General features: G+C 72.9%; 15 protein-coding genes. 6 read left to right on the forward strand and 9 right to left on the reverse strand.

What is annotated here, in order from left to right; translation table 11 throughout:
- Nucleotides 1–275 (reverse strand): hypothetical protein (locus tag OERS_RS21645; protein ID WP_211268520.1); only part of this gene is annotated, 275 nt, incomplete at its 3' end.
- A gap of 135 nt (nucleotides 276–410) precedes the next feature.
- Here OERS_RS21645 and OERS_RS18565 point away from each other — a divergent pair.
- Genes OERS_RS18565 through OERS_RS18575 form a run of 3 tightly spaced genes read left to right on the forward strand, consistent with a single transcriptional unit; the run spans nucleotide 411 to nucleotide 2,852 of the window.
- The gene (locus OERS_RS18565; RefSeq protein ID WP_068627540.1) at nucleotides 411–1,190 is read left to right on the forward strand and encodes a TetR/AcrR family transcriptional regulator; all 780 of its coding nucleotides are present in this window, start codon (nucleotides 411–413) and stop codon (nucleotides 1,188–1,190) included.
- Nucleotides 1,187–1,984, forward strand: a complete 798-nt coding sequence (locus OERS_RS18570; RefSeq protein ID WP_068627541.1) for a DUF998 domain-containing protein — start codon at nucleotides 1,187–1,189, stop codon at nucleotides 1,982–1,984. Before OERS_RS18565 ends, OERS_RS18570 begins: the two co-directional genes overlap by 4 nt.
- Before the next feature lie 13 nt (nucleotides 1,985–1,997).
- Entirely contained in the window at nucleotides 1,998–2,852 is an 855-nt protein-coding gene (locus tag OERS_RS18575; RefSeq protein ID WP_068627542.1) for an alpha/beta fold hydrolase, read from the forward strand.
- Between the two features lie 7 nt (nucleotides 2,853–2,859).
- Here OERS_RS18575 and OERS_RS22145 read toward each other — a convergent pair whose 3' ends face one another.
- The 6 genes from OERS_RS22145 to OERS_RS18605 all read right to left on the reverse strand — a co-directional run bounded on the left by OERS_RS22145 (nucleotide 2,860) and on the right by OERS_RS18605 (nucleotide 12,754).
- Nucleotides 2,860–4,482, reverse strand: a complete 1,623-nt coding sequence (locus tag OERS_RS22145; RefSeq protein WP_068627543.1) for a M15 family metallopeptidase — start codon at nucleotides 4,480–4,482, stop codon at nucleotides 2,860–2,862.
- 286 nt (nucleotides 4,483–4,768) lie between these two features.
- Nucleotides 4,769–8,146: a bifunctional lysylphosphatidylglycerol synthetase/lysine--tRNA ligase LysX gene (gene lysX / locus OERS_RS18585; protein WP_068627544.1), complete on the reverse strand. Its 3,378-nt coding sequence runs from the start codon at nucleotides 8,144–8,146 to the stop codon at nucleotides 4,769–4,771.
- A 173-nt stretch (nucleotides 8,147–8,319) separates the two neighbouring features.
- On the reverse strand, nucleotides 8,320–9,825 hold the full coding sequence (locus OERS_RS18590) for a hypothetical protein (protein WP_068627545.1): 1,506 nt from the start codon (nucleotides 9,823–9,825) through the stop codon (nucleotides 8,320–8,322).
- Nucleotides 9,822–10,355 carry a sigma-70 family RNA polymerase sigma factor gene (locus tag OERS_RS18595; protein ID WP_068627546.1) on the reverse strand — a complete coding sequence of 178 codons (534 nt, stop codon included), beginning with the start codon at nucleotides 10,353–10,355 and terminating at the stop codon, nucleotides 9,822–9,824. The genes OERS_RS18590 and OERS_RS18595 overlap by 4 nt, the downstream gene beginning before the upstream one ends.
- Nucleotides 10,356–10,529: 174 nt before the next feature.
- Nucleotides 10,530–11,996 (reverse strand): hypothetical protein, encoded by a 1,467-nt coding sequence (locus tag OERS_RS18600; protein ID WP_068627547.1) that lies wholly within the window; start codon nucleotides 11,994–11,996, stop codon nucleotides 10,530–10,532.
- Nucleotides 11,993–12,754, reverse strand: a complete 762-nt coding sequence (locus OERS_RS18605) for an RNA polymerase sigma factor (RefSeq protein WP_068627548.1) — start codon at nucleotides 12,752–12,754, stop codon at nucleotides 11,993–11,995. The genes OERS_RS18600 and OERS_RS18605 overlap by 4 nt, the downstream gene beginning before the upstream one ends.
- Before the next feature lie 210 nt (nucleotides 12,755–12,964).
- Here OERS_RS18605 and OERS_RS18610 point away from each other — a divergent pair, with 210 nt between their 5' ends.
- Nucleotides 12,965–15,268 (forward strand): sodium-translocating pyrophosphatase, encoded by a 2,304-nt coding sequence (locus tag OERS_RS18610; protein ID WP_068627549.1) that lies wholly within the window; start codon nucleotides 12,965–12,967, stop codon nucleotides 15,266–15,268.
- A 159-nt stretch (nucleotides 15,269–15,427) separates the two neighbouring features.
- Here the strand turns inward: OERS_RS18610 and OERS_RS18615 are convergent, their stop codons facing one another.
- Nucleotides 15,428–16,768, reverse strand: coding sequence for a hypothetical protein (locus tag OERS_RS18615; RefSeq protein WP_068627550.1), 1,341 nt, complete (start codon nucleotides 16,766–16,768; stop codon nucleotides 15,428–15,430).
- 194 nt (nucleotides 16,769–16,962) lie between these two features.
- Between OERS_RS18615 and OERS_RS18620 the strand changes: the two genes are divergently transcribed.
- Nucleotides 16,963–18,489, forward strand: a complete 1,527-nt coding sequence (locus OERS_RS18620) for an MFS transporter (RefSeq protein ID WP_248948752.1) — start codon at nucleotides 16,963–16,965, stop codon at nucleotides 18,487–18,489.
- Entirely contained in the window at nucleotides 18,486–20,024 is a 1,539-nt protein-coding gene (locus OERS_RS18625; RefSeq protein WP_248948754.1) for a M20/M25/M40 family metallo-hydrolase, read from the forward strand. The genes OERS_RS18620 and OERS_RS18625 overlap by 4 nt, the downstream gene beginning before the upstream one ends.
- Before the next feature lie 62 nt (nucleotides 20,025–20,086).
- Here the strand turns inward: OERS_RS18625 and OERS_RS18630 are convergent.
- Nucleotides 20,087–20,708 (reverse strand): TetR/AcrR family transcriptional regulator (locus OERS_RS18630; protein ID WP_139107941.1); only part of this gene is annotated, 622 nt, incomplete at its 5' end.

A 20,708-nucleotide genomic window follows, 5' to 3' on the forward strand; every position in this document is an offset into this window, starting at 1 on the left:
GCCCGTGGTCGGGGCGGCCTCCCGGTACCCCCCGACCCGACCGAGGCCGCCCCGACCACGGGCACCAGGTGCCCTGCCGCGACGTGGCTCAGGGCCTCGGCGCACACCGCGCCCCAGAACACCTCGGAGGGCGACGCGTCGCCCGAGGCCCACGCGTCGAGCAGCGCGTCGACGGTCCTCGTATCCCAGCGTGCCCGTGCGGCATGGCCGTCGGTGCCGTGCTCGCCGGACTCGCCAGGTCCGGCTCCGGCCGGGGTGCGTGCTGCGAGGGTCACGTGGCCTTCCTGGTACGCCGTCCGTCGACGTTTCCCGAGCCGATCAACGTACGATGTACGCAGATCATTCCCGACAGTTCGGGTGAACGTCGGGCACTCCTCGATGATCCCCGACACCGACCGAGGAGGCAGCCCGTGCCGACCCCGACGACCAGCCCCGCACCCCCCGCGACGCCGCGCGACCCCGCGCGGACCCTCGCCCTTCTCTGGGGTCTGCACGCCGACCGTGGCGCACGGGGGCCCCAGCAGTCCCGGACGCCCGACGAGGTGGCGCGCGCCGCCGTCGGGCTCGCGGACGAGGACGGGGCGCTCACGGGGCTCTCGATGCGCAAGGTCGCAGCCGCGCTGGGCATCGGGACCATGTCGCTCTACACCTACGTGCAGAACAAGGACGACCTCGTCGACCTCGTGGTCGACCGCGCCTACGGCGAGCTCTACCCCCAGGGGCACGCGCCGGGAGCGACCTGGCAGGACCGGCTGCGTTCCGTCGCGCGAGCCAACTGGGACCTGTTCGCAGCCCACCCCTGGCTCCTCGACATCGACCTCGCGCGCCCCGTCCTGGGGCCGGGAGAGACGCGCAAGTACGACGTCGAGCTCCGCGCGATCGAGGGCGTCGGCCTCGACGACGTCGCGATGGACGCGACCGTGACGCTCGTCGTGGGACAGGCGACGACCGCGGCCCGGCGCGCTCGTGCGGCCCGCGCCGCGCACGAGGCGAGCGGCCAGACCGACGACGAGTGGTGGGCCGCGAACGCCCCGCTGCTCGAACGGATCAGTGCGATGAGCACGTTCACGGTCGCGGGACGCGTCGGGGCGACGGTCGGCGAGGCGCAGCAGTCGGCATACTCGCCCGAGGCCGAGCTCGACTTCGGGATCGAGCGCATCGTCGCGGGCGTCGAGGCACTCGTCGCATGAGCTCGGAGCCTTCCGCCGGCGGGTCCGACCCGCGCCGCCCCGGCGCCCGGCTCGTCACGGCGGCGCAGGTCCTGCTCACCCTCGCCGGGGTCCTCTACCTGGGAGTCGTCGTCGAGGCGGCCGCGGGCTGGCCCCTCGACCCCGCGCGGTCGTACCTGTCCGAGCTCGCGGCGCTCGACCAGGCCACCTCGCCTCTGTTCCGGTCCACCGACGTGGCCGCGGGCACACTGGTGGTCGTCGGTCTCGCCCTCCTGGGGTCGGCGTACCGGCTCGCCCGCCACGAGGGTGAGCCGGCCGCGACGATCGTGCAGAAGGTGACGTTCTGGGCCTTCGTCGTGTTCGGCCTCGCGACCGTGGCGGACGCGCTGCTGCCGCTCGACTGCGCGCTCTCGGTGGGCGACTGCGCCGCACGCGAGGAGGCCGGGGAGCTCAGCCTCGCTCATCAGGCCCACACCTTCTCGAGCGTGGCCTCGGGCGTCAGCTCGTTCGTCGCGAGCGCGGGGGTCGTGTGGCTCGCCCACGCCCGACGGCGCACCCCCCTCGGCATCTCGGCCCGCCTCGCGGGCGCGCTGGGACCGCTCCTGGGGGTCGTGACCGGCACGATCGGCCTGTTCGGCAGCCCGCTCCCCGTGGGGACCGGGATCGTGCAGCGCGTCCAGATCGTCGCGTTCTCCGTGGTGCTCGTGCTGGCCGTGCAGGTCCTGACGCTGCGCCAGCCACACCGCGGTGCACCGGAGACGGACGTTCCCCAGGACCGCACAGCGCGCTCACCGGCGTCGCACAGCGAGCCGTGATGGACTGTGCCGCATGGCTTCGGCGATCACCACACCGGCACCCACGACCTGGGTCGTCCTCCCCGGTCTCCTGCTCGCTCCCTCGGACATGGAACCCGTCGCCCGGGTGGTGCGCGAGCAGTTCCCGGACGCGACGGTCCGGGTGCTCGACTCCTGGGACACCGCCGTCACGGCCCCCGTCGCGGCGATCCGTGCCGAGCTCGGGCTGGCGGACGACCAGGCGCCGGGCAGCGTCGGGCTCGTGGGGCACAGCGTGGGCGGTCTGGCCGCGATCGAGTGGGCGCTGACCCACCCCGAGGAGCTCGGGGCCGTGCTGCTGCTCGACCCCACGACCCCGTTCCTCCCGCGCCGTCCCGAGCGGCCCGCGCCCGTGGGGCTCACGCTCCTCGCCGAGCGTGTCGTCCACACGAGCGGGCTCCTGCTCTCGCGCTGCGGGGCGGTCACGAGGCGGGGACCCGCGCTGCGCCGTCGGGCCTGGTACGACGCGACGCACCGCCCCGACCCCCTGCCGGACGACGAGGCCGTCCGCCGCTACGGCACGCCCGAGGCGTGGCGCCTGCTCACCGGGCAGTACGAGCAGAGCTGGGCGCAGGCCGAACGGGTCACCACGCTCTTCGCGCGCGACGCGGGCGCGCTGCGACGGCTCGTGGTGCGCCCCGTCCAGCTCGTCGGGTGGGGCAGGCGTGGTCAGGGCACGTTCCTGCGGGACGAGCGTGAGCTCGCCGCGCGCCTGGGCGCGGAGGTCTACGGGCTGCGGGGCGAGGGGCACATGTTCCCGCTCACCCGTCCTGACGTCGTCGCGCAGGTGCTGCGTGGGGAGGTGCCCGACGGGGCAGTGGCTCCCGTCGTGGAGGCAGAGTTCCGCTGAGCGCGAGCTACCAGCCGGACGCGTACTCGAAGTGCCACGGCTCGGGCTTGGACCCGTTGCTGCGGGCCCACGGCGGGTTGTCCCAGCCGTAGAGCGGGGCGTTGGCGCGCAGCCACTTGTACTGGGCCGAGCCGGGGTTCGAGGCGGGCGAGGTCAGGTCGATCGCCAGGCCCCATCCGTGGTTCGACGTGCCAGGGACCGCCGCGAGGCCAGGCTTGGCGGCGCGGGTCGCGACCTGGCTGGAGTACGAGCGGTACGAGTCGGTCAGGCCGATCGGCTCGCCGAAGCGCTGCTGGTAGGCCGCGGACAGCTCCTCGAGCATCGCCGCCGCGTCGCAGCGCAGCATGTGGCTCCGCGCGAACGAGAGCGTCGTCAGTGCCGAGGCCGGGATCTTGCCGTTCGCGTAGTTCGTGGACCCGCACTGGGCGAGCAGGGTCGCGGCGCGCGCGCGGCGCTCGGCAGCGAGCTCGGCGGGAGTCGCCGGTGCCGGCGTGACGCCCGACGCGCCGGTCTCGCCGAAGTCCTGGAGCAGGACCGCGACACGGTTCGCCGCGCGGGCGACGTCCTCGCTGGTCGCGGGAGCGACTGCCTCGGTGTCGACCTCCGCTGCGGTCTCCGTCGTCAGGGCCGTGCGCTCGCTCGAACGTGAGGCGCGGTCCGTTCCCTGAGCACGCTCGGCGATCAGGGACTCGGTGAGCGCGGCCAGCTCGGCCTTCGCGTCCGCGAGGTCCTGCGGGCTCGTGGCGCGTTCAGCCGCCGGGCCGTCGGCGCGGGTGAGCAGGTCCTGTGCCTGGCTGAGGAGCTGCTCCTCGGCGTCGACCTCTTGCTGGGCGAGCCCGGTCGTCGCGTCGCCGGCCTCGTCGTCCGCGAGGTCCGTCCGTAGACCGCCCGGGGCGAAGTCTCCCGAGGCGGTGCCGGGCAGGACCAGGGGGACGCAGGCCAGGGCGCCCACGAAGGCAGCGCCCGTCGCGGCGCGGGCCACGAACTTGGAACCGAACAGGGGGCCGCGCGTGGGCATCGCCGAGGCGACGACCGGGGTAGGACCCGTGGCCGGTGCGCCGGCCTTGCGCTCACGCCGCGTGAGGGGGGCGAACGGGTGCTCGTCCGTCGTGGCCGCGCTGAACCCGGTGGCGACGAACGGTGCGGACGGGGTGGCGACGACGGGCGTGGGAGCAGAGCGCAGGGGGGTCGGTGCCGGGACCAGGACGACCGGGATCTCACCCGAAGGGGTCTGCAGCGGCGCGACGGGCTCTGCGGCACGCTGGATGCCCGTGGGCGGGAAGGGGGAGACGCGAGGGGCCGCGGGCTGGGCTGCGACAGGGGCCTCGACGGGAGCCATGGCGCGGGCCGCGGCGGCAGGAGTCGTGGCGGCGACCGGGGGGAGCGCCTGGAGGGCGGGGGCATCGACGCGGGTCGGCACGTGAGGTGCGACGGCGACCTGAGGTACCGCGAACGTCGCTGGGCGGGGTGCGGTGTGGCGGTGCTCGACGTGCAGCGTCTCGGGACGGGCGTACCCCTCGACCCCGGCCGCGGCGAGCTCTCGCGCGCGGAGCTCGGCCTGACGTTGACGCCGCGTGGGGGTCGGCGCTGCGCCGTGCGGGCGCTGCTGGACCGGTGCGGACGTTTCCACCTGACGTGACTCCTGTGCTCTGGACGACCTCCCCGGGGGAGGACTCTGCTGACTGCCGTGGTGCGGGAGCCAGTGGTCGTTGCCGTCCGTGCTGCGCCCGATCGTCGCCTACGTTACCCGTTCGTTATCGCTCTGTGTGACGCCATCCACACCCCGTGCCGATCTCTCCGCACGGTGGCGCGGAAAACTCGTGCGGAGGTTCGCTCGGCGGGACGTGGGGCAGGCCCGCGGTCGTCCGGTACGCGAAGGTTGCCGGGATGCGGGGGCGGGGCCATCGAGGTCCCGCTCAGCCGCGACCCGACGGCCGGACGAACGGGAACGCGAGCGTCTCGCGGATGCTCGCCCCGATGAGCATCATGTAGACGCGGTCCACCCCGATCCCGAGCCCGCCCGTGGGCGGCATCGCGAACTCCAGCGCGGACAGGAACTCCTCGTCGACCTCCATGGCCTCCGGGTCGCCCGCGGCGGCGAGCAGGGACTGCTGCGTGAGGCGTTCGCGCTGGTCCACGGGGTCGATGAGCTCGGAGTACGCGGTGCCCAGCTCGGCGCCGAACGCCACGAGGTCCCACCGTTCCGCGAGCCGCGGGTCGCGGCGGTGCGTGCGCGTCAGCGGCGAGGTCTCGAGCGGGAAGTCCGTGTAGAACGTGGGCTCGACGGTCTGCCCCTCGACGAACGCGTCGTAGAGCTCGGTGACGATCGCGCCGTGCGTCATGGTCGGGGTCCAGTGGACGCCCTTCTCCTCGCAGATGGCCTGGAGGGTCTCGAGGGGGGTGTCCGGCGTGACCTCCTGGCCCACGGCCCGGGACACGGCCCCGTGCACGGTGTGGACGGGCCACTCTCCGTCGAGCCGGACGACGGTCCCGTCGGCCCGGCGCGAGATCGGCTCGCCGTGCACCGCGATCGCCGCCTCGATGATCAGGTCGCGCGTGAGGACGCGCATCGAGGTGTAGTCGCCGTACGCCTGGTAGGCCTCGAGCGACGTGAACTCGGGGTTGTGGGTCGCGTCGGCGCCCTCGTTGCGGAAGTTGCGGCCCAGCTCGAAGACCTTGCCGACCCCGCCGATCGCGAGCCGCTTGAGGAACAGCTCGGGGGCGATGCGCAGGTACAGGTCCACGTCGTACGCGTTGATGTGCGTCGTGAAGGGGCGGGCGTTCGCGCCGCCGTGCACGCGCTGCAGGATCGGGGTCTCGACCTCGATGAACTCGCGCGCGGCGAGCGAGTCGCGGAGCGACTTCACGGCCGCGCTGCGTCCGCGCAGGACCTGGGCCGTGCGGGTGTCGAGGGCGAGCTCCATGTGCTTGAGCCGGACCTTGGCCTCTGCGTCGGCGAGCCCGCGGTGCTTGTCGGGAGGGGAGGTCAGGGCCTTGGAGGCCATGCACCAGGCGGTGCCGTGCAGCGAGAGCTCGCCACGTCGGCTGCGGGTGAGGTCGCCCGTGACGCTCACCTGGTCGCCGAGGTCGACGGCCCGGCGCCACAGCGCGAGGTCCGGGCCCGGCCGGTCCGCGGTGAACATGACCTGGATCTCGTCGGTACCCTCGCGCAGGTCGGCGAAGATCACGCCGCCGTGGTCGCGCAGCCGGACCACGCGCCCGACGACGGACAGGTCGCCGGGAGCGGGCACGTCGCCCGGTGAGGTGGTCGCTCCGGCCGGCGCGCCGCCGTCGGGCACATGGGTGCCCCGGCGCACGGCCTCGCCGATCGAGACGGTCCGGGGGACCGAGACCGGGTAGGGCTCCATGCCCGCGGCGCGCAGGACGCCGAGCTTGGCGTGGCGCGTGGCCTGCTGCTCGGTCAGGCGGCGCGTGGGCGCCGAGACCGTGAGCAGCGCGGTCTCCTGGGCGCGCACGGCATCGGCGAAGGCCGCGGAGATCTCGGGCCGGTGCAGGTCCGGGGAGCGGTCGCGGCGGTGGAGGATGTTCGGGGTGTTCGGCAGGAAGCCCTCGGCCTGCCCGACCGCGAAGATGATCTGCGTGAGCTGGCCCGCGTTCTGGTAGCAGAGCAGGCGGGGCTTCCAGTCCGGCAGGTACTTCTCGTTCGACTTGTAGAGCGAGTCGAGCTGCCAGAACCGCGACGCGATCAGCAGCACCCGGCGGTTGAAGCGCTGGACCGGGGTCGCCCCGATGCGGGCGCCCTGCTCGAACGACCCGCGGAACATCGCGAAGTTCATGGAGATGCGGTCGATCCCCATGCCGCGGCCCGCGGCCACGAGCTCGGTGACCATGAACTCGGTGACGCCGCTGACGGCCTGCGGGTGGCGGCGCATGACGTCGAGCGACAGGCCGCGGCGCCCCCACGGCACGAACGACAGGAGGCCGCGCGGGTTCCCGTCGGCGTCGTGGGCCGAGACGATCATCTCGCGCGGGTCCGCGGGGTCCCCGAGGCGGCTCAACGACATGGAGAAGCCGCGCTCCTCGCCGTGCCTCCACTCGTCGGCCACGGCGACCAGCTTCGCGAGCTCGTCGGGGGCGATCTCCGACTGGCGGCGGACCAGGACGCGGTAGCCCTCGCGCTCGGGGCGCGCCACCGCGTGCCGGACGGACCGCATGGCCGGGCCGTCGAGGTTGAACGTGCGTGTGTTGATGATGGCCTCGTCGCCCAGCGCGATGGGGTGCAGGTCCACCGCCTGGAAGGCCTTGGCGCCGAGCTCGCTCGTCGAGAGCACTGCGGGGACCCAGCCGAACCTGCGGGCGTGCGCGCGCCACTGCTCGATCGCGTCGGGCCAGCTCGCCCTGTCGCCGATCGGGTCGCCCGCGGCGAGGCACACGCCCGAGATGACGCGGTAGGAGATCGCCGCCCGCTGGTCCTGCGAGAAGACCGCGCTGCGGTCCCAGCGCGTCGCGAAGTACTCGAGCGAGTCGTCGCTCGGGTGCTCGAGCAGCAGCTTGCGCACCGCGAGCTCGTCCGCGGCCTCGACCTTGGCGTCGTGGGGTGCAGACCGCATGAACACCGCGATCGCGAGGACCAGTGCGAGTGCCGAGATCAGGCCCGCGACGAGCGCGAGCCACGCGGGACCCGTGCCGTCGGCGTGCAGCGGGTAGTCGCTGGGTGCGAGGCCCGTCGCGACCGACAGGCTCCAGTTCACCCGGTTGCGGATCCCGTGCAGGGTGTTGGGGACGGCCTCCAGGAGGAGGAGGGTGATGAGCGCCGAGACCGCGACGCCGACGACGAGCACGAGGATCGCGCGCCACCAGGCCCCCTTGCTGACCTTGGCGGGAAACGCCGAGCGGGCAGCGATGAGCAGGACGACCGCGACGACCGCGACGACCCAGGACGCGATCTCCAGGGGCGACAGGACCAGGCCGTCGGAGCGCAGGGCCTGCTTGTCGTCGTCGAACACCCAGAGCAGCCCGACCGCGAGCCCCAGCACCGCGACCGGGAGCTGCCACAGGAGGACCACGAACCACAGGGCCGCCCGTTGCCTGCGCAGGAGCCCGCTCGCGATCACCCCGACCAGGACCACCGAGAACACGCTCGGGTACGTCGGGAGGTTGAGCACCGCGAGCCAGTCGCTCACGGTCCGCACGAACCCCGGGGCGAACAGGAGCAGGATCAGCGCGAGCACGAGCCAGAACGCGACGGCCTGCACGATCCTGCCCGTCCAGGACGCGACCGCCTCCGCCCAGGGGGGAGCAGACGTGCGGGACAGAGAGGTCGAGCGAGGCATGCGTGCTCCTAGAGGCCGGCGGTGCACCCATTCAAGCGCAGGAGCGGTGATTGCGAGAGGTGGAGAGAGGCGGTCGCGCCCGATGTGCCCCTCAGAGGCGTCCGGCGAACGTGACCGTGACGATCCCGATCGGGGCCGTCACGGTCACGTTCCTCGCCGACCTTCCGGCGGTCCTACTGAAACCGGTCCCAGAAGCCGATGCAGGCGCCGTTGATCCCGTCGCCTGTGGGTTCTCCTGCCCGGAGCGCCTGGTAGTAGCCCGACATCGCCCACCAGACTCGTGGTGACCCGATCCAACGAGCCCGGATCTCGAAGTACTCCGGCGACTGAGCCGCCGGGAGTGGGACGCTGGCCAGCGCAGTGAGGTCTTGGTCCATCTTCGGCCAGAGGTCCTCGGAAGTGCGGAGGTACTCGTCGAACGTCTGGCACGTTGCTCGGTCGTCGGTGGGGGGAGCGGCATCGGGGGCGCTGCCCTCGACGATCTGAAGGACGAAGGTGGGGACGGCCCCGGACTCGTCGAGGTTCACCTCGTACGTCCCGAGAAGGCGCTCGAACGGCAGGCTGTGGTTCCAACCTTTCGGAGGAACCTCGTCGGCGAAGAACGCACCCCCCACGACGGACATGGCCCAGCCGTCGTCGCTCGTCGCTCGTGGACGGCCGAGATCGTTTCGCATGGCCGGGACGGTCAGTCGCCGGGAGCCGGCCTGCTCGGAGATCAGGATCTGCTGCGCATCGGACTTGACCGCGTAGAAGAGGTCGACAGAGGCGGGCGCCCCCGTCGCCGCCGCCTCACGAAGGGCCTCGAAGACGGCCGACGTGTCGGTGTCGAGCACGTCCCGGACCTCGATGGGCGTCGGGTCTGGAACCGACGACTCCGCTCCCGACGCCGACGGGGGCGGAGTCGTCGGGTGAGCTGCGCTCACGGTGTGCCCCGCGATGCTCGTGAGGTTCCCGGTGTCGTCGACCGTCACGGTCCACGGACCGCCGACCACGGTGCCCGAGACGGCGTCCTGTCCCGCCGGGGTGATCTCGGCGGGGAGCATCCCGACCGCGGAGTAGGTACCTGCCGCGGGCGGGGTCCCGTCGGTGCACGTGCCCACCGTCGGGAGCGCGATCCCTCCCGAGCCGCCAGGCTCGAGGTCGAGCACCTGCACCGGTTCGGGCACCGGGGAGACGAACTGGACCGTGCCCTCACCATCCACCAGGTAGAGGTTCGCGAAGCCGGTCGATGTCAGGGTGAGGGCGGTGTCGCTCGTGTTGGTGACGTAGAGCCCGGACCCGCCCGTGTCGTCGGCGTCCGTGGTGCTGTCGCCGCCGTCCGGTCCGAGGACGAGCGGAGTCGTCGTCGCGAGGAGGTCCGAGAGGTCGTCGCCGCACGTCGGGGTGAAGGCGCCGGCAAGCGGCTCGACGACCTGGGGCGTCGGCGAGGGGACCGGGGGGGCAGGGAGGATCTCGACGGGCGCGGGCGAGAAGAGCCCCGAGAGTCCGATACCCGCGACGCCGAGGAGGACGAAGCCCGCGGAGCCGAATGCTGCGGCGCGCTGGCGGCGGGATCGCTTGACGAGTCGGTGGACCTCGGCCGCCCCGGTGAGGTCCTCGGTGACGGACCCGGCGGCGCTCTCGGCGATGTCGGAGAAGGCGGCGTCCAGGTGCATCGGGGGCAGGTGCTTGTCGTTCATCGGGCTCCTCCCTGGGGAGTGACGTCGAGGTCGTCGGACGGGGTGTCGATGGGGCCGAGGCATGCTGCGAGCTTGCTGTTGGCGTCGCTGAGGTAGCGCTTGACGGTGCCCTCGCTGAGTGAGAGCTGGTCGGCGACCTGGCGGACGGTGAGGTCGGAGTAGAAGCGCAGGACCACGCATGCGCGTTCTCGGGGGGAGAGCGTCATGAGCGCCTTCTGCACGTCGAGGCGGGCGTCGGTCGCCGACGGTGTGTCAGGGCCGTCGGGTTCGTCGAACAGGTGACGGATGCCCTCCCAGTGGCGTCGGCGGCGGAAACCGTCGAGGTACGTCGTGAGGATCGCCTTGCGGACATAGCTCTCGGCGAGCTGGAAGTCCGTCGCGGCGCGGCCGCGTCGGAACGTGCGCACGAGCCCCTCCTGGACGAGGTCCTCCGCTTCCCGCAGGTCGCCGCACAAGAGGTACGCGTACCCCACGAGCGCTCTCCGACGGGTGCGGACGATCTCGTCCAGCACCTGCTCCCAACGGGCCATGAAGTCCTCCTGCATCGATCTGCGTGCCGTGTCACCGCTCTCAACGAGCCACACCGACAAAACGTTGGGGTCGGGCGCCAGACGGTCTCGGCCACCAGGCCGTGCCTCGCGCACGAGGCCCCGCTCACCAGGAGGTGGACGGGGCCCCAGGTCGGCCGATGGACGCTCGGTCCCTCAGCCCTCGCAGGCCTGGGCGAGGGCGTCGCCGCCGACGTCCATCGTCCGCATCGTCTCCACTCCGTGCACGATCGACCACCAGATGCGAGGGGACTCGATCCAGCGCGACCGGATCTCCCGGTAGAGCACGGAGTCCGCGGCAGGGGCTGCGTCCGCGGCGAGGGCGGCGAGGTCGTCGTCATAGGTCGCGAGGGCACCCCCGGACGTGTCGACTCCGTTCATGGCGTCGGCGTAGGCGGCGCAGACCGCTCCGTCGGTACTGGTCGGAGCCTTGTCGGGCGTGCCCCCGTCGACCACCTGCAGCGTGACCGTCGGGGTCGTTCCTGTGTCATCGACAGTGACGTCGTAGGTGCCGACCAGGCGGGAGAGAGCGAGCCCGTTCGCCGACCGGTCGGCGAAGGAGGCCCCACCGTGGAGGGCCAGCGTCCAACCGTCGTCGCTGGTCGTGCGCTGTCGACCGGAGACCGCGGCGTTCGGGCGCACGGTGAGCGTTCGACTACCTCCGGCGCCCTCGACCACCGGGATCACTTCGGTGTCGACGGTCAGGTCGAGAGCTGCCGGAGTTCCCGATGCCGCAGCCTGGCGGAGCTCCTCGAAGACGGCCGACGTGTCCGTGAGGAGCACGTCCCGGACCTCTACTGGGTCCGGCTCGGGAGAGATCGTCAGAGGGACCGGCTCCGAGACGAGCCACCCGTCGAACAGCGGCCCGGTCGTCTCCTCTCCCCACGTCCCGTCCGGCTGCAGCGCCGAGTAGCCGGTGAGGGGGAGCCTGTGGAGCGCAAACACCTCGTAGTCACCCGCGGGGAGCGGCGAGGGCTGCTTGCCGACCGTGCCGCACGACGCGGACGACGCGACGTCCAGGTCCCACGAGCTCGACGACCCCGGCGCGGGCGTCGCCACGCCCGTCGTCTCGACGGTGGGGAGCGACGAGCTCACGATGACCCCGTCCTGTGCGACCACGTACGCGCCCGTGGCCGAGTCGGCGTACCGGAGGCGCGCGTCGCCGTCGAACCGCAGGAGCACCGGTGCGGCCACGGAACCGGAGGTCTCCACCGCGAGGTCGGGCACCCCGACGCTCAGGTGGGCGGGCAGGTCGTCGCCCGTCGGGGTCGGGGCGGGCTGCTGGCACGCGAGGGCCGCGGCGTCGATCCCGGTCGGGAACGTCGGCGCCGGTGCGGGCGTCTCCGTCGGGTTCGCGGAGAGCGACGGGGACTCCGCGGGTGCGATCGGCTCGGGCCGCACGTCCTGCGGGAGCGTGATCGCCGCGACGCCGAGCGCCCCGGCGACGCACAGCGTGGTCGCCCCGAGGGCCACCTTCTTCGCTGCCCGACGGCGTCGCGTCCGTCCGCGGACGACGTCGAGGTGGGCGTCGAGCCCGGGGAGGGACGCGTCGTCGACCAGGTCGCGCAGGGCCCGGCTCAGCTCGTCGTCGTGGTTCGAGGGTCCGTGGTCGGTGGCGCTCACTGGGTGTTCCTCCCGTTCGTCGCTGCTGGGGTCGGCAGGGCCTGCACCGGTGTCGTGGATGATGCTCCACCTGTCTGCGGAGCCGGTTCGGTCTGCGGTTCCGCCTTCCCGGTGGGTCTAGCGGGCGTCGCCGTCGTGGTGGCGGTCCGGTCCCCCTGTGTCGTCGTGACGACCGCAGGTGTCGCGCCGAGCGTCTGCTGCATGACGGCCATCGCGTCGGACAGGTGCCGCTTGACGGTCCCCTCGGCGCACCCGAGCTCCTCGGCGATGCGGGGCACGGTCAGGTCCTCGTAATACCGGAGCACGACGCACGCGCGCTGCCGCGGCGTCAGTCCCGCGAGCGCCTTGGCCGTGTCGGCGCGGGCGGACGCAGGTGCCTCCGGCCCCGGGACGGACTCTCGCTGCCCGACGAGGTGCCGCAGCCCGAGCCAGCTCCGTCGCCGGCGGTAGCCGTCGAGGTAGAGCGTGAGGATCGCTCGCCGTACGTACCCCTCGAGGTGCGCGACGGGGCGGTCGCCCTCGCTGCCGGATGCGTCGTCGAGCGTGAAGAGTCTCGTCTCGCCCGCGGGTGACGTGGCCGCGGTCTGTCGAGGCGCCGTCGGGCCCCTTCCGCGAAGCCGTGAGAACACCTTGACGAGTGCGTCCTGCACCACGTCCTCCGCGTCGCGCCTGTTCCCGCAGAGCAGGTAGGCGTACCCCGTGAGCGCTTGCCCGCGCTGTGCTGTCAGCGCGGCGAGCTCGTCGTCCCAGGTGGCCACCGGTCCCCCTTCGTCGTGTACCGGACCACCCCTGGTGGGTGGTGTCACTGATCATGACGGGCGACCGCGCCGGATCGTTGGGGTGCTCGCTCGTGAAGACCTGCACGACGTCGCGTGACGTGCGCCACACATGGCTAGACTCGGGCGCATCCTCCGGGGGTGCCGGAGGTCAGCCGGTGACCCCGGTCCAGCAGTCGTCAAGGAGGACGGATGCTCACGCTCAGCTCCACCAGTCTCACGATCGTCGCGGTGATCGGGGCCATCGGGCTCGCCGCGCTGGTCTTCGCCTTCGTGCTCAGACGCCAGGTCCTCGCGGCGCCCGAGGGGACCGCGAAGATGCAGGACATCGCGCAAGCGATCCAGGAAGGGGCGTCGGCCTACCTCAACCGGCAGTTCCGCACGCTCGCCCTGTTCGCGGTGATCGTGTTCGGTCTCCTGTTCCTGCTGCCGGGGGACGCCGGCATCAAGGTAGGGCGTTCGGTCGCGTTCCTCGTGGGCGCCGGGTTCTCGGCGTGCATCGGCTACCTGGGGATGTGGCTCGCGGTGCGCGCGAACGTGCGCGTCGCGTCGGCCGCGACCAGACCCGGCGGCCGTGCCGAGGGGGCCCGGGTGGCCTTCCGCACCGGAGGCGTGGTGGGGATGTCCGTCGTGGGTTTAGGGCTGCTCGGTGCGGCAGGGGTCGTCCTGCTGTACCGAGGGGACGCGCCGGCTGTGCTCGAGGGGTTCGGGTTCGGGGCTGCTCTGCTCGCGATGTTCATGCGCGTGGGTGGCGGGATCTTCACCAAGGCGGCGGACGTCGGTGCCGACCTGGTGGGCAAGGTCGAGCAGGGGATCCCCGAGGATGACCCGCGCAACGCGGCGACCATCGCGGACAACGTGGGCGACAACGTGGGGGACTGCGCGGGCATGGCCGCGGACCTGTTCGAGTCCTACGCCGTCATGCTCGTCGCGGCCCTCATCCTGGGCAAGGCCGCGATGGGCGAGCAGGGGCTCGTCTTCCCGCTGATCGTCACGGCGATCGGCGCGTTCGTCGCGGTGCTGGGCGTGTTCATCACGCGTATCCGCGGCGAGGAGAACGGCCTGCGGGCCATCTACCGCGGGTTCTACCTCTCGGCGCTGCTCGGTGCGGTCCTGGCGGGCGTCGCGGCGTTCACGTACCTGCCGTCGTCGTTCTCGGAGCTGTCGGGCACCGCGGACCTGGGCGACGTCACGAGCGACCCGCGCGTCGTCGCGGCGCTCGCGGTCCTCATCGGCGTGGTCCTGGCGGGCATCATCCTGTGGGTCACGGGCTACTTCACGGGCACGACGTCGAAGCCCACCCTCCACGTCGCCGCCACCTCGCGCACGGGTGCTGCCACGGTCGTCCTGTCCGGCATCGGGGTCGGGTTCGAGTCCGCGGTCTACACCGCGGGCATCATCGCTGCCGCGATCTGCGGCGTCTTCCTCATCGCGGGCGGCTCGGTCTGGCTCTCGCTGTTCCTCATCGCGCTCGCGGGCTGCGGGCTCCTGACGACCGTGGGCGTGATCGTCGCGATGGACACGTTCGGTCCGGTCTCCGACAACGCACAGGGGATCTACGAGATGTCCGTCGGCGAGGCGGGCGACGGCGACCCGGAGGCCGCGCAGATCCTCACCGACCTCGACGCCGTGGGCAACACGACCAAGGCCATCACCAAGGGCATCGCGATCGCGACCGCGGTCCTTGCTGCGACCGCGCTGTTCGGGTCCTACGCGGACGCGGTGGGCGGAGCGCTCGCGGACATCACGAACCCGGCAGGGGGGCTCGTGGTCTCGATGCTCGACTACTCGATCATCTCGCCCATCACCCTGGTCGGCGTGATCCTCGGGGCGGCGACCGTGTTCCTGTTCTCGGGCCTCGCGATCGACGCCGTGACCCGTGCGGCCGGCGCGATCGTCTACGAGGTGCGCCGCCAGTTCCGCGAGCACCCGGGGATCATGACGTACGACGAGCGGCCCGAGTACGGCAAGGTCGTGGACATCTGCACGCGCGACTCGTTGCGCGAGCTCGCGACGCCCGGCCTGCTGGCCGCGTTCGCCCCCATCGCCGTGGGCTTCGGCCTGGGGGTGGGACCGCTCGCAGGCTTCCTCGCGGGGGCCATCGGTGCGGGCGTGCTCATGGCGGTCTTCCTGGCGAACTCGGGCGGGGCGTGGGACAACGCGAAGAAGATCGTCGAGGACGGCGCGTACGGCGGCAAGGGGTCCCCGGCGCACGAGGCGACCGTCGTCGGCGACACCGTGGGAGACCCGTTCAAGGACACGGCCGGGCCGGCGATCAACCCGCTGCTCAAGGTCATGAACCTGGTCTCTGTGCTCATCGCCCCCGCTGTCGTGCTCCTGAGCGTCCCCGAGGACGCCAACCACACGCTGCGCATCGGCATCGCGGTGGTCGCGGCGGGCATCGCGTTCGGGGCGGTCATCCTCTCGAGGCTGCGTGCGGCGCGCGTCGACCGCGAGCAGATGTCGGAGGAGCCGCAGGCGGTACGGACGAGCTGAGGCTCGTCCACCGACGAGCTGTCAGAAGTGGGCCGGGCTGTCGCCCGGCCCACTTCTGACAACCAGGCTGGTCCGGAGATCGTGCTGCGCGTACCTGGCGCCGGCAGGCGGTGCCCGCGCGTCCCGGTGGACCGCGGCGCCCCCGGTGCACCGCGCGGCTCAGCGGGCCGCGGCGTCCCAGGCGTCGACGAAGTCCTGTGCCGCGCGCCGTTCACCGCGGTCGTCGAGGTGCTCGTCGGCGAGCGGCTGACCCGCGACGAAGCTGAACCACAGCGAGCCCGACCTCACGGAGACGTCGGTACCGGGCGCGACGAGGGGAGCGACGGCGGTCGCGAGAGCTGCGCGGTCCCTCGTGGTCGCCTCGTCGATGTCGAGGACCAGTCGGTCGGCACCCGACTCGACCTCGTCCAGCAGGGGGTGCTCGGAGAACAGCATGGCGACCTGGTCGACCGAGAGGAGCGTGGGCTCGCCCTGGTGGGCCATGACGTCGAACGAGGGACCGGTGTACCCGGACTCGCCGCCCTCGGGGGACCAGGTGCCGGGCGAGACGATGCGCACCGTGGTGCCCCCCGCGAGCGCGGTGAGCCCCTCGGCGACGCTCTGCGCGGTCTCGAGCGAGTCGACGGTCACGACGACCTCGTCCCCGTAGGCCTTGATCCACTCGACGCCGGGTCGGCCGTCGAGCGCGAGGACGATCAGGTCGGCCGTCGCGTCCGTCTCCTCGGACGCACCGAACCGCTCGACGTTCCCGCCGTCGACCCGGAGCCCCTCCGCGACCGACGGCGCGGCGGCCAGGGCGAGGTCGCGTGCCGCGAGGCGGTCGGCGTCGTGGGCGACGCGCACGCGCAGCCGGTCGGCCGAGATCTCGGCTCCCACCGGAGGGAACACGGCCGCGATCGCGTGGAACGCTGCGAGGGGCTCGACGGGGACCGTCCCGTCCTCCGAGACGACCTCGAGCGAGCCGGTGCTGTCCAGGACCGACAGCTCGACGTCCGGCAGCACCGGGTACGGGCCGTCGGCGCGCAGGAGGTCCTCGAGGAGCATCGTGAACGAGACGCCGGGCGCTGCGGTGACCACGGTCTCGCGGGCCAGGAGCTGGACGGTCCCGACCTCGGGGGTGTCGACGAGCGCGTGGACGAGGGCGAGGTCCGCGTCGTTGGTCGCGGCCTTGTCCGCCACGGCGATCGACGAGCCGTCGAACTCGACGGTCGACACGACGCCCGAGTGGTCGTGCTGGTACTCGCCGACCAGGTGCACGATCTCGGCGACGCGCTCGCGCGAGGTCCCGGGCGCGATCTCGACCGTGGCCGTCGCGCTGCCCACGAACGGGAGGTCGTTGGTGCCGCCCGCGGAGGCCGCCGCGACGTCGGGGACGTCCTCGAAGTGGCGCTCGAAGGCGTCGGCCTTGGCGCTGCCCGCGTTGACCGCGCAGCCGCCGGCGACGAGCGCGAGGCACAGGGCCGTGACGAGGGCGCCTGCCCGTCGAGGTGTTCGTCGCACGAGGGCCCCTTGGTGGACGTGGTTCGGACGTGGTCCGCCAGGCTAGCGGACGGCCGGACGGGGCCCCGACCTCGACATCTACGTGAAACGTGAAGTACCTAGTATCCTGCCGAGCGGTCCAACGGCGGGCCAGGTACAGGCCGGTCCCACCCGGCCCTGCGGAGGCGAACATGGTGCGAGGCGTTCCAGGACGCGTGGACAGGGCTGTCAACGGCACGGCGCTCAAGGTCGGCGGGATCGCGGGCGGGATCGTCGGCTACCTGTTCTTCGTCGAGTTCACGAGCGGCATCCTCCAGGGCTTCTACACCCCGCTCCTGACGGACATCGCCCGGCACCTGAACATCCACGACGCCGACGTCAACTGGTTCGAGGCGGCCCAGCTCCTGCTCTCGGCCATGGTCGTGCCGGTCTTCGCCAAGCTCGGCGACATCCACGGCTACCGCCGGATGCTGCTCGTCACGACGGCCCTGACGGCAGCAGCGTCGTGGGCCGTGGCGTTCTCGCCGACCTTCTGGGTGTTCCTCGTGGCGTGGTCGCTCCAGGGGTTCTACGTCGTGTGGCTGCCGCTCCAGGTCGCGCTCGTCTACGCGCGCTCGCGCGGCCGTGCGGACGGCCCGTCGCTGACCCGCCGGGCGACCGGCGTGATCGTGGCCGCGCTCCAGGCCGGTGCGATCGTCGGGGCGCTGGCCGGCGGGCAGGCGGGCGCTCTCGCTCAGGACCGCCTCTGGCTCGCCCTGAGCATCCCCGCCATGGCCGTGACGGCCGTGTTCTTCGTGGTGTGGTTCCGCATCCCCGAGTCGCCCGAGAAGGGCGAGGGCACGCTCGACCGCGGCGGCGTGGTCCTGCTGAGCCTGACCCTGCTGATCGTCAGCGCGGGGCTCACGTTCATGCGCACCAACGGCCTGGGCACCTGGTGGGCGTGGGCGCTCGTGGTGGTGGGGGTCGCGTCGCTGTGGCCCCTGGGCCGCTACGAGCTGCGCCAGGCCGACCCGCTCGTCGACCTGCGGGTCCTGCGCCGCCCGACCATGTGGCCCATCATGGTCACCGCGGCCCTGTTCGGCGTCAGCATCCTGGGCGCCCAGGGCCCGCTGTCGACGTTCGCGCGCACCGACCCGGAGGTCTACGGCTACGGTCTGGGCGCGTCGTCCATGACGGTCTCGCTGCTCGTGGGCGGGTACGTGGTCTCGTGCCTGCTGGGGGCGCTCGCGTTCGCGCGCATCACCCGTCTGCTCACGCCCCGGCGCACGCTGATCCTCGCGGCGTCGCTCGTCGCGGTCGGCTACCTGCTCTTCCTGCCGTTCCACGAGACCACCGCGAACCTCCTGACGAACATGGTCGTCGCGGGGCTGGGCTCGGGGGCGCTCGTGGCGGCCCTGCCTGCGGCTGCCGCGGCTGCGGCCCCGGTGGGGCGCACGGCCGTCGCGACGGGCCTGACGAACACGACCAAGACCATCGGCGGCACGTTCGCGTCGTGCGTGTTCGCGCTCGCCCTGATCTCGGGCACGCACGCGACGCTCGACGGGTCCGAGGCCACGGCCGGTTCGCTCAGCGGCTACATGATCGTCTGGACGATCTGCGGGGTCACGGCGGTCGTGGCGGCCGTGGTGCTCGCGTTCGTCCCGCGGCTCGCGTTCGCGGACGCCGAGGCCCAGCCCGTCGACCCCGTCGAGCCCCTCATCCCCCAGCAAGCACCCGTCGTCGTCCAGGAGGCGCAGCAGTGAGCAGCAGGAGCACAGGACAGGGCCCGACGGCGGCGCGCGCCGTCGCGGGCGCCCTCACCGCCGGCGTGGTCGCCCTGGTCGGGGCCGGGGTCGCCCGGGCCGCGCGGTTCACCCCGCAGGGCCAGGACGTCCGCACGGGCCGGTTCGTGGGCAGCGGGGCCCGCGCGACCCGACCCCAGGGCGAGGGGGCGCGCGACGACCCGGCGAGCTACGCCGTCGGGACGGCGGAGCGCCTGAGCGCGCTCGTGCGCATCCCGACCGTGTCCTCGCGCGTGCCCGGTGAGGAGGACCCCGCGGTCTTCGAGGCGTTCGTCGAACGGCTCGCCGAGCTCTACCCGCGCGTGCACGAGCGGCTCACGCTCGAGCGCGTCGCGGGCCACGGCCTGCTCTTCCGGTGGCGCGGCCGGCAGGGCGCGGCGCCGGCGGCCCCCGCGGTGCTCATGGCGCACTACGACGTCGTGCCCGTCGAGGCCGAGGACTGGTCGGGCGACCCGTTCTCCGGCGCGATCCGAGACGGCGCGGTGTGGGGGCGCGGCACCCTCGACGACAAGGGATCGCTCGTGGTGCTCCTGGAGGCGGTCGAGTCGCTGCTGGGCCAGCGCTTCACGCCCGACCGCGACGTCTACCTGTCGTTCGGGCACAACGAGGAGACCGCCGGGGACGCGGCGCGCGCGGCCGTGGCCGTGCTGCGCGAGCGCAAGATCAGCCCGTGGCTCGTGGTCGACGAGGGCGGGGCCGTGGTCGAGGGCGCGTTCCCGGGCGTGACCGCGCCCACGGCCGTCGTCGGCGTCGCGGAGAAGGGCATCCTCGACCTCGAGATCAGCACGCAGTCGCTCGGTGGGCACGCCTCGACGCCCGTGCGCGGCGGCGCCACGGCCCGGCTCGCACGCGCGATCACGCGCATCGACGCCCACCCGTTCCCCCCGCACCTGCCCGAGCCGACGCTCGAGATGATCGACACGCTCGGGCGCCACTCGCCGTTCGGGCTCCGGCTGCTGTTCGCGAGCGCCCGCCAGCTCCGCCCCGCGCTCGCGCGGGTCCTGGGGACCGTGAGCCCCGAGACCAACGCCATGGTCCGCACGACCGTCGCGATCACCCAGCTCCAGGGCAGCCCCGGGGCCAACGTGCTCGCGGCGTCCGCGAGGGCCAACGCGAACGTGCGGATCGCGACGGGCGAGACGGTCGCGTCGGTCGTCGAGCGCCTCCGCCGCGTGATCGACGACCCCACGGTCGAGCTGCGCGTGGTCTCGGGCGAGGACCCCTCGCCCGTGTCCCCGACCGACGGCGAGCAGTTCGCGCTGGTCCGCGGGTCGATCGGCGCCGCGTACCCGGACGCGGTCGTGACGCCCTACGTCATGCTCGGTGCCTCCGACTCGCGGCACTTCTGCGAGATCTCCGAGCACGTCTACCGGTTCAGCCCGTTCGCGATGACGCGCGAGCAGCGCGAGTCGATCCACGGCGTCGACGAGCACGTGACGATCGACGCGCTCGGGCGCGGGGTCGTGTTCTACCGGGCGCTGCTGCGCGGGCTGTGACGAGCTGAGGCTCGGGTCGGACCGCCGGACCGCCGGGGAGCGGTCCCGGCCCCGCCCCGACCTCAGCGCCAGTGCTCGAGCAGCCTCGCCGTGGTCGCGGTGGCCCGGTCCAGGACCTGCTCGGTCCCGTCGGAGGCCGCGGACATGAGCGACGCGTCGACGAAGTGGCCCAGGAGGTCCACGTCGGTCACGTGCTGGTACCCGCTCGCGTCGAGGACGGTCCGCAGCGCGGCCAGGAGGCGCGGGCGCGAGGCGCGCATGATGGGTCGGAGCGCGGGGTCGCGCATCGCGGTCAGCATGGGGTCGAGCCGGACGTCGACGACCGAGTCGTCGACCGAGGGCGCGTAGAACGTCTCGATGAGCAGGCGGGCCGTCCTGGTCGTCGAGCGTTCGCGTCGGGGGAGCGCCTCGGCCCGCTCGGTGGCCGCAGCGCCCCGCAGGTCCTCGGCGGCCTCGACCGCAGCCGTCACGAGCGACGAGCTCGACGGGAAGTAGTACGAGGCCGACCCCTGCGGCACCCCGGCGGCCTTCGCGACGCGGCGGTGGGTCACCGCGGGGAACCCCTCGGCGATGAGCAGGCGGGCCGCGGCCTCGACCATGGCCCGCTGGCGGAGGTTGCTCCGGTCCTGGACGGGCGTGCGCGCCTCGGTGCGCCGTCGCAGCGGTGGCACGGGGGCGGGCGGG

This window comes from Oerskovia enterophila (assembly GCF_001692445.1).
Lineage (GTDB): Bacteria > Actinomycetota > Actinomycetes > Actinomycetales > Cellulomonadaceae > Oerskovia > Oerskovia enterophila.

Excerpts from the sequence above, each read along its gene's own strand:
- OERS_RS18570 (WP_068627541.1), top strand. The coding sequence starts at position 1,187 with ATGAGCTCGGAGCCTTCCGCCGGCGGGTCCGACCCGCGCCGCCCCGGC.
- OERS_RS18575 (WP_068627542.1), top strand. The coding sequence starts at position 1,998 with ATGGCTTCGGCGATCACCACACCGGCACCCACGACCTGGGTCGTCCTC.
- lysX (WP_068627544.1), bottom strand. The coding sequence starts at position 8,146 with ATGCCTCGCTCGACCTCTCTGTCCCGCACGTCTGCTCCCCCCTGGGCG.
- OERS_RS18590 (WP_068627545.1), bottom strand. The coding sequence starts at position 9,825 with ATGAACGACAAGCACCTGCCCCCGATGCACCTGGACGCCGCCTTCTCC.
- OERS_RS18595 (WP_068627546.1), bottom strand. The coding sequence starts at position 10,355 with ATGGCCCGTTGGGAGCAGGTGCTGGACGAGATCGTCCGCACCCGTCGG.
- OERS_RS18610 (WP_068627549.1), top strand. The coding sequence starts at position 12,965 with ATGCTCACGCTCAGCTCCACCAGTCTCACGATCGTCGCGGTGATCGGG.